This window comes from Nostoc sp. 2RC, from assembly GCF_014222165.1.
In the GTDB taxonomy this organism is placed as follows: domain Bacteria; phylum Cyanobacteriota; class Cyanobacteriia; order Cyanobacteriales; family Nostocaceae; genus Nostoc; species Nostoc linckia.
Genome location: NZ_JACKZU010000707.1, coordinates 1 through 1,318, shown reverse-complemented (window position 1 = coordinate 1,318; position 1,318 = coordinate 1). Strand labels below are relative to the sequence as shown.

At 41.1% G+C, this 1,318-nt stretch carries 1 protein-coding gene and 1 pseudogene; both read right to left on the bottom strand.

Going from position 1 to position 1,318, the window contains the following annotated elements:
• Nucleotides 1–192: 192 nt before the first annotated feature.
• Nucleotides 193–294, bottom strand: a pseudogene (locus GNE10_RS34555) (IS1 family transposase); the annotation flags it as partial.
• A gap of 24 nt (nucleotides 295–318) precedes the next feature.
• On the bottom strand, nucleotides 319–1,191 hold the full coding sequence (locus GNE10_RS34550) for a bile acid:sodium symporter family protein (RefSeq protein ID WP_185570511.1): 873 nt from the start codon (nucleotides 1,189–1,191) through the stop codon (nucleotides 319–321).
• Nucleotides 1,192–1,318: the final 127 nt, after the last annotated feature.

The window sequence follows — 1,318 nt, the reverse complement described above, 5'->3', positions numbered from 1 at the left end:
GAAAGGGGAGAGGGGAGAGGGGAAAGGGTAAAGGGGAAAGGGTAAAGGGTAAAGGGTAAAGGGTAAAGGGTAAAGGGTAAAGGGGAAAGATTTTAAATCCCTTACCCTTTACCCAGCCGTCACCCAGCATTTTTGGATTGACAGCCCACTAGATATCTGCATAGAAAATTCGTATCAATATTTACATAAATTTATCGTTGTGTGATGTACTTTTTTCACTCTTTCTATTGCTCTAAAGCCTGACCCGTTTAGATACATTTCAAAGCATTCCTGTTTGATTTCTTCTAAATAACCTTGTTTTTCATAAGAATTCATAAATTAAACTTTTACCTGTTCTATATCTGCATTTGTTGGCTGGTCTATTTCTATGAACCTCGGCCCGATAATCAGAACTGTAACCATCATTAATATACTCGTTACCATAATGATGCTCACCACACTGGGATCTTCAAAGTTGCTCGTACCCACTAATAGTGCTGCGGCAAAATTGCGTTGAGCGGTTCCGACTCCTAGCACTCTTTGGGTATCAACACCAGGGCCGCCTAACAGATAACCTACGCTAAAGGAAAAGAGAATAAATACAGCACAAACAAAAATTGCACCTGTTTTCAATAAGGCGATGATATCGTTAGTATGAACTGCTAATCTGACTAATAAACCTATAAATAATCCAGCATTAGATAATTTGAACAAAATTGGTTGAAGAGTTGTAGCGATCGCTGGAAATTTAGCTTTAATCAATAGCCCAATTGCCAATGGACTAACCATCATTAATAACAACGGTTTGGCAATTTCCCAAGAGTTGATTTGCACCCCTTCCACCACCAACGGCAATACAATCGGCATATAAACGATTGTCCCCAACATCAGCAACATCATTAACCCCACAGAAAAAGCTATATTGCCCTTAACTATGTGAGCGAGTTTTGGCAAAGCTGGAGGGCCTGATGCTACCGCCATGATTAGTAAACCATCTTTAACTGGTTCGCCTAGATCTACTATTTGCAGCAGCAGATAGACAAAAAGCGGCACCAGCACAAAATTTGTCAGCAAAGACAAGATAACGAGGCGGGGATTGCGGAGTGGTTGCCAAATCTCCTGTAGAGTTAGACGTAAACCAGCACCCAGCATAGTAAAAACAATAAACGTCAGAAGTGCTAATTTGTCGATGACTGCCAGAATTTCATTCATGATTTTAATAAGAATTGGGCATAGGGCATTGGGAATTGGGAATTGGGAATTGGGCATTGGGCATTGCTAAGGAGACAAGGTAGACAAAGCAATCTTTCTCCTCATCCCCCTCATCTCCCCCATGCCC